1 protein-coding gene is annotated in these 1,556 nt (G+C 71.0%); it reads left to right on the top strand.

Features of this window, described 5'->3' with window-relative positions:
- Positions 1-118 precede the first annotated feature (118 nt).
- Entirely contained in the window at positions 119-1,225 is a 1,107-nt protein-coding gene (locus I2E26_RS02440) for an IS110 family transposase (RefSeq protein ID WP_195419483.1), read from the top strand.
- The last annotated feature ends 331 nt before the right edge of the window (positions 1,226-1,556 follow it).

Here is a 1,556-nt window from a genome sequence, read left to right as displayed (position 1 = left end):
AAAGACGATATGAGTTGAACATTGGGGCCCCTCCCCTTGTAGCTCTATCGTGGGTCGGGCGACAATGGTCGTAGCGCCAACCGTGGCCGCGCGCCACATGCGACGGAGGAGGGGCTCCATGTCCAATTATGTCACAGCCATCGGTCTCGACGTCCACGCCCGCAGCATCAAGGCCTGCGCCCTGAACCCCATGACCGGCGAGGTCTCCCGCGCCTCCTTCGGCTACGACCCCGCGTCGGTCGCCGAATGGGCCCTCGGGTTCGAGTCGCCGAAGGCGGTCTACGAGTCCGGCGTGACCGGCTTCCACCTCTGCCGCGCGCTGCGCGCCCTCGGCCTTGACTGCGCCGTCGGGGCCGTCTCCAAGATGCAGCGCCCGGCCGCCGACCGCGGCCGCAAGACCGACCGCCGCGACGCGGAGTTCCTCGCCAGGCTGCTCGCCTGCCGCAACGTCGTCGAGGTGCGGGTACCCGACGAGCGCACCGAGGCCGCCCGCGACCTGTCGCGCGCGCTAGCGGACGCCCGCGACGACCTGCAGCGCGCCAAGCAGAGGATGTCGAAGTTCCTGCTGAGGCACGGCCACGTCTTCGACGAGCTGACGCCGACCGGCAGGCGGAGGGGCAACTGGACCCGCGCGTACTGGCGGTGGGCCGACTCGATCGAGTTCGGCGAGCCCGACGACGACGCGGCCTACGAGCACTACCGTGACTGCGTGCGGCGCTGCGAGGAGGCCCGGGACGCGCTAGCGAGGAAGGTCGCCGAATCTGCCGGGCGGCCGGAATGGAAGCCGGTCGTGGACGCGCTCAGGTGCGTGAAGGGCATCGACGTCGCCACCGCGTTCCTGCTCGCCTGCGAGATGGGCGACCCCGCCCGGTTCCCGAACGCGCCGTCGTTCGCCTCGTGGTGCGGGCTCGCGCCCTCGGAGCACTCGAGCGGCGAGTCGGCGTCGAGGGGCGGGATAACCCGCGCGGGCAACGCCCACGTGCGCTCGGCGCTCGTCGAGTCCGCCTGGCACGTCCCGATGTCCTCGCGCGACCCGAAGCCCCTCGCGCCCGGACAGGAGGTCGCCCCCGCGGTGCGGCGCCACACGACGAAGTGCAACCGCAGGCTGATCGAGCGCAGGGAGGCCATGGCCGCCGCCGGCAAGAGGCCGTGCGTGGCCAACTGCGCCACGGCGCGCGAGATGGCGTGCTGGGTGTGGGCGATAGCGCGGATGGCGACGGCGTAGCGCGCCGCCCTCCCCGGACGCAGGGTCCGACCCCGGCGCGCGCCGCGCTCGAGGCCGTTGGGAGGCCACTCGAGTCCCCTTTTTGGGCGGCGGGGGACCGCCATGCCCGCTGAAAGACTCCGATTTCGCCACGAGGCCCCCAGCCGTAGCAACGAAATGCGCAGCCGAGAAGGCCACGCGCGGATATTAGAATGCCGAACGTGCGTCGAGCAGACACGCCCTCAAGCGGCGCGGTCGCCGGGTGAAGATAGGTAGGCCCGGCCGTACGCGGTAGCTCCGCGGACGGCCGGGCCGGTTTTGCCTCTTGACAATGTTCAACTCATATTAAAGG

It is taken from the genome of Collinsella sp. D33t1_170424_A12, assembly GCF_015554865.1.
Taxonomy (GTDB): domain Bacteria; phylum Actinomycetota; class Coriobacteriia; order Coriobacteriales; family Coriobacteriaceae; genus Collinsella.
This window is presented reverse-complemented; position numbering and strand designations above follow the sequence as displayed.

Coding starts and splice junctions, on each gene's coding strand:
- I2E26_RS02440 (WP_195419483.1), top strand. CDS start 119: ATGTCCAATTATGTCACAGCCATCGGTCTCGACGTCCACGCCCGCAGC.